4 protein-coding genes are annotated in these 5,136 nt (G+C 73.9%); 2 read left to right on the top strand and 2 right to left on the bottom strand.

All coding sequences use genetic code 11. The annotated features are described in order from the left end of the window. Positions 1-36: 36 nt before the first annotated feature. Both FNX44_RS23680 and FNX44_RS23675 read right to left on the bottom strand, forming a co-directional pair. Positions 37-1,149, bottom strand: coding sequence for a polyprenyl synthetase family protein (locus FNX44_RS23680; RefSeq protein WP_143650905.1), 1,113 nt, complete (start codon positions 1,147-1,149; stop codon positions 37-39). A 232-nt stretch (positions 1,150-1,381) separates the two neighbouring features. After that, the gene (locus FNX44_RS23675; RefSeq protein WP_173019270.1) at positions 1,382-4,120 is read right to left on the bottom strand and encodes an ATP-binding protein; all 2,739 of its coding nucleotides are present in this window, start codon (positions 4,118-4,120) and stop codon (positions 1,382-1,384) included. A gap of 343 nt (positions 4,121-4,463) precedes the next feature. Here FNX44_RS23675 and FNX44_RS23670 point away from each other — a divergent pair, with 343 nt between their 5' ends. Together FNX44_RS23670 and FNX44_RS23660 are read left to right on the top strand one after the other, a co-directional pair. After that, complete coding sequence (locus tag FNX44_RS23670) at positions 4,464-4,730, top strand: SGM_3592 family protein (protein WP_438948039.1); 267 nt, start codon at positions 4,464-4,466, stop codon at positions 4,728-4,730. Between the two features lie 170 nt (positions 4,731-4,900). Further along, positions 4,901-5,136 (top strand): hypothetical protein (locus tag FNX44_RS23660; RefSeq protein ID WP_228450156.1); only part of this gene is annotated, 236 nt, incomplete at its 3' end.

Here is a 5,136-nt window from a genome sequence, read left to right as displayed (position 1 = left end):
GTGGGGGGGTGTGTCGAGCGGGGCGGCGGCCGGGAGCTAGTGGTCGCGCCGGGCCGCCTGGTGGGCGAACGCCGCGAGCAGGTCGCCGACGTGGTCCGGGAAGGGGGCGCTCCCGGCCGCCTCCAGCGCCCGGTGCAGCCGTTCGGTGATCATGCGCTCGGTCTCCTCGCGGGCACCGGTGTCGACGAGCACCGCGCGTACCCGCTCGACCTCGGCGTCGTTGACGCCCGGGTGGCCCAGCGCCCGTCTCAGCACACGCCGCTGCGACCGGTCGGCGCGCTCGATGGCCAGTGCCATGAGAACGGTGATCTTGCCCTCACGTATGTCGTCGCCGACGGGTTTGCCGGTGGTGGCCGGATCGCCGAACACACCGAGGACGTCGTCGCGCAGCTGGAAGGCCTCGCCGAGCGGGATGCCGTAGTCGCCGCACGCCTCGTGGAGCGCCGCGCCGCCGCCGGCGAGTGCGACGCCGATCTGGAGGGGGCGCTGAAAAGTGTAGGCGGCGGTCTTCAGCCGGGTCGTGGTGAGCGCGGTCTCCAGGCCGGCCTTCGGCGAGCGGGTGGCGACCAGGTCGAGGTACTGCCCGGCCATCAGCTCCTCGCGCATGACGTCCTGTACGCGCAGTGCGGCGGTCAGCCGCTGCGAGGCGAGGCCGGAGGTGTGCAGGATCTCGTCCGCCCAGCTGAACGCGAGATCGCCGAGGAGAAGCGCGGCGCAGCGGCCGAACCGGTCGTCCGCCGCGTCGGTGGACGACCGGTTCGGCCGCACGGAGAGTAAGCGGTGCAGGCTGGGCGCGCCGCGGCGGGTGTCGCTGTTGTCCATGACGTCGTCGTGTATGAGCGCGAACGCGTGGAAGAGTTCGAGCGAGGCGGCGGCCCTGACCACCTCCGGCGGGGCCGGCCCGACCTGTGGTGATTGGCCGGCCGGCACGCGGTCAGGTTGCGCCGCGGCCCAGCCGCACAGACACATCAGCGGCCGGACGCGTTTGCCTCCGCGTAGCACGAAGTCGGCCAGGGCGGCGGTGGGCTCCCCCATCGTGCCGCCTGCCGCCCGCGCTCGCTTACCGGAGAGGAAGGCCTCCAACTCGTCCTCCACCGGTCTCAGCAGCCTCGTCGGGACCAGCGGCTCCTCGGTGAGGGTGATCGTCATGGCGCCATCAACTCCGTCGCTCCCCGACGAGGGGGCGCGTGGTAGTGCGGGTGTGCGGATAGACCACCGGTTCGGCTGAGTGAAGGTCACCCGAACAGTTGAAACCTATCCATCTCCACCGGGTGTGTCGGAGAAACCGCCTGCCGCGCTCCGGGCGCACCACGGATCACAAGGAGGCGCGCACGGCCGCGCATTGACCCCCGCGCGCTCCTCCGGGTCTCACCGCACGCCCTCAACTCACCGGCGTGCCCGGGCTCAGGCGTCTCGGGCTCAGGCCCGCCGCGGCGAGTTCCCGCCGGGCTCGCGCGACCACGCTCTCCAGACCGCAGGACGCCGCCTGCTCGACACCCCGGTACAACTGGTCCGCGGCTTCCTCAAGACGACCGGCCTGCCGCAGCAGCGCGCCGAGCGAGACCCGCGCCGTCGCGCACTCGGCCGCCGCCGGTGACTCCTCCAGGACCGCCACCGCACGGCTCATGAGCTCCACCCGGTCGGTGGGCTCGGCCACCTCGGCCGCGACCCGCAGCGCGTGGCCGAGTACCGAAGGCGCCGCGAAGCGCTCCGCCCGACGCACCGCCTCCGCCGCCCGCTCCCGGGCCGCCGCGGGATCGCCCACGGCGTGCGCGAGGGCCAGTTGGGGAAGCCACGGGCACCAGCCCGGGTTCAGCACCCCGCGCTCGTCGAACCGGTGCCCGGTCGCGACGAGGTCGGCGACGGCCTCCTCGTGTTCACCCCGCGCCAGCAGCAGTTCGCCGCGCACCGCCTGGATGTCCGGGAACACCCCGGAGGGAAACGGCTCGTGGAAGCGGTACCGCTTGGCCACGTCCGTGGCCGCCTCGATCCGTCCGCGGGCCAGCAGTACCCGGATGAGGCTGCCGGCCGCCGAGAGGGCGACGGGGCTGTGCGCGCCCACCCGGCTGCCCAGTCGCAGCGCGGCGCGGACGAAGTCCTCCGCCTCCACCAGCCGACCGGTGCGGTGCCGGATGTGGCCGAGGAAGGTGTAGCCCAGCGCGAGCGGCACGCCGCGCCAGCCCTGGCGTTCGAACTCGCCGATTCCCTCGGCGAAGAGCCGGTCGGCGGTCTCCGGCCGGTCGCAGTGCAGGAAGGTCAGCGCGACCAGCGTCGGGATCTCGAAGCCCCACCGCTCGTCGGTCCAGCTCATGCCGCCGTCGGCCAGCGCCCGCTCGGCGAAGTCCAGGGCAGTGCCGGCCGGTTCGCCGCGCACCATGGCGTCCCAGGCGCGCAGGCCGAAGAGGTAGCGCTCGGTGCGGTCTGCGCCGGTGAGCCGTTCGGTGATCCGGGTGAGCCGGCGCGACCGTGCGCGGGCGTCACCGTCCTGCGCGGCGAAGGCCGCCATCATGAAGTGCTCGGCGAGCATGCGCAGCCGGACCCGGGAGTCGGTGGCCCGGGCGGCCTCCTCCTCCATGACGGCGACGGCGTCACAGAGCCGGTCGTCGTAGCTGAGCGCCCGGGCGAGCCTGATGGCGGCGTCCTGACGCAGCGTCTCGTCCTCGCCGCTCTCCTCGACGGCCGTCCGCAGGTGCCGGGCGGCGGTCGAGGGGTCGTGCATCAGCGCGGGGCTGCCCAGCTCGTAGCAGACGGCGGCCTGCTCGTCGGGCGCCGGCGGCTCCCGCAGCGCCCGCTCCAGGCAGCGCCGTGCGGCGTCCGGCGCGCCGGCCCGCAGATACTCCTCGGCAGCCGCCCGCAGGTTCCGCACCACCCAGTCGTCGCCCTCCGGGTGCGTCTCCAGCAGATGCCGGGCGGCCAGCCTGGGGCTGCGCCCGGCGGTGATGAGTTCGAAGGCCGCCTTGCCGTGCAGCCCGACCCGGACCGCGCCCGGCACCTGGCGGTAGATCGCGTTGGCCACCAGCGGGTGGCTGAACTCCAGCTCCGTGCCCTCGCAGAGCAGTCTCGCGCGTACCAGGCGGTCCCGGGCGGCCACCGCGTCCAGTGCGCTGAGCGCCGCCATCGAGGCGGCGAGCTCCATCGTCGCCTCCGAGCCGAGCACGGCCACCGCCCAGGCGAACCGCACGGCTCCAGAGCCCAGTTCGTCGAGCCGTTCGACCAGGCCCACGCCGCTGAGCGAGTCCGCCAGGTCGCGCAGCCGTCCGGCGTTCTCCGCGGTGGGCAGCAGGCCGCGGTCCCGCAGGGTGGCGGCCAGCTCCACGGCGCGGAACGGGTTGCCGCCGGTGGCGAGCCACGCCTCGTGGCAGAACTCGTCGGCGGCGTGCCCGTCGAAGCGCCTACGTATGAGGTTGGCGACGGCGGCCGGGGTCAGCGGGGCCAGCTCGTGGGCCCGGACCGGTCCGCCGTCCCGACCGGCGGCAAGCGCCCGTACCGTCTCCGGCAGCTCGTCGGGTCGGTAGCCGACGACCAGCAGCATCGGCAGCTCGGCGACCCGCAGGGCGAAGGAGTCCAGCCAGCACAGGGACTCGGGATCGGCCCAGTGCAGATCGTCCACGGTGAGCAGCAGCGGGCCGTTGCGCACGGCGAGCTGCGTCAGCAGCCAGTCGAGGCCGTCGCGCACGCCCTGCGGATCGGGCGGCGCGCCCTCGCGCGGGCACAGCCCGAGACAAGGGCCGATGATGCCGTACCAGTCGCCGAGTACGTCGTGGCGTTCCCGCTCGGAGAAGCCGGCCAGCAGCGGTTGCAGCAGCTGCCTGACCACGTGGAAGGCGGTGGCGCGTTCCTGCTCGGCGCCCCTGGCGTGCAGCGCGGTGCAGCCGCGTTCGACCGCCAGCGCCCGTACTTCGGCCAGGACGGTCGTCTTGCCGGCGCCCGCCGTGCCGGTGTACGCGACCAGCCCGCCCGGTCCGGGCGCGCCGGGGCGCACTCCGGCGGTGAGCCGGTCCACCGCGATGCGGGCGGCGGCGAGTTCCGCCTCGCGTTCCAGGGGACCCGCCGGGCCCTCGCCGGGTGCGGGACGACCGTCGACCTGTGCTCGCTGTGTGTCGAGCTGCTCCGGAACCACTCGTTCCCCTCTTGGCACACCTGTGAGTGCACCGGCTGTCTCTCGCGCGTCGTGCGGGCGTCTCGGCTGACCGCTGGGGTGGCGGCCCCGACCGGCCGGTGCGGGTGTGTGAGCCGCCGCCGTCCGGCATGGCCACGGCCAGCGTAGCGTCGCCGTCACGGTCTGTCGGCCGACCTTGACGGAATTCTCCCGCGTGACTCCCCGCCCGCCGCCGGGCCCGGACCGGGTCCGGACACCGTCGGTTCCGGCCTCTGGGTGTGGCCGGGCCGGTGGCGGGAACCATTCGAACACCCGGCGCGTTGCCGGGAGACCAGTTCCGTTATCCAGTGACGGGAGACGTGTCGTGGGCAGCGAGCCGCAGGGCCGGGGCGAGGAGCGCGAGCCCCGCCGCGAGGAGAGCACCGACTGGGACGGCCTGGTCCTCGACGAGGACTTCATCAGGTCGGCCGAGGTCAGCGAGCCGGCGGCGCGCACCCGGATGCTCCAGGAACGCTGGCGGCGGGAGCCGCCGGAGCCCCAACCGTGGCGGGCGGACGAGCCGCCGGCGGGCTGGTTCTTCAGCAAGAGCCGGCGGAAGGCGCGCCGGCGCCGTCGGCGCCGCGAGGACTGAGCCGAGGCTTCCTCTGTGCACAACCAGCGCACTCTGACGTGTGGTTGGTTCGTCGCGGCGTTCACGTGACAACGCCGTTCGAAGCAGTGCGATACGCGAGTTCACCCCAAGCGGCGAATTATCACGGCGAATCGCCCTGAAGGGCGCGCACGGGGCGCACGATCGCTGTCGTGACCGAGATGATCAGCCGACCGGCCCGCGTCCGTGCGGCGGTGGTGAGCACGGCGGTACTGGGCGTCGTGCTGCTGCCGACCGGTACCGCGATGGCGGCACCGGCCAGGGCCTGCGCGTTCGCGGGCGGCGAGAGCGTGGCCGAGGAGATGCTGGACCGGGTGACGTCCGGCGAACCCATCGGCGACGTGTGCGACTTCCCCTCGCCCGAACCGCCACCGGAACCCCCTCCGCC

Origin of the sequence: Streptomyces alkaliterrae, assembly GCF_007097205.2 — a bacterium.
GTDB lineage: Bacteria > Actinomycetota > Actinomycetes > Streptomycetales > Streptomycetaceae > Streptomyces > Streptomyces alkaliterrae.
This window is presented reverse-complemented; position numbering and strand designations above follow the sequence as displayed.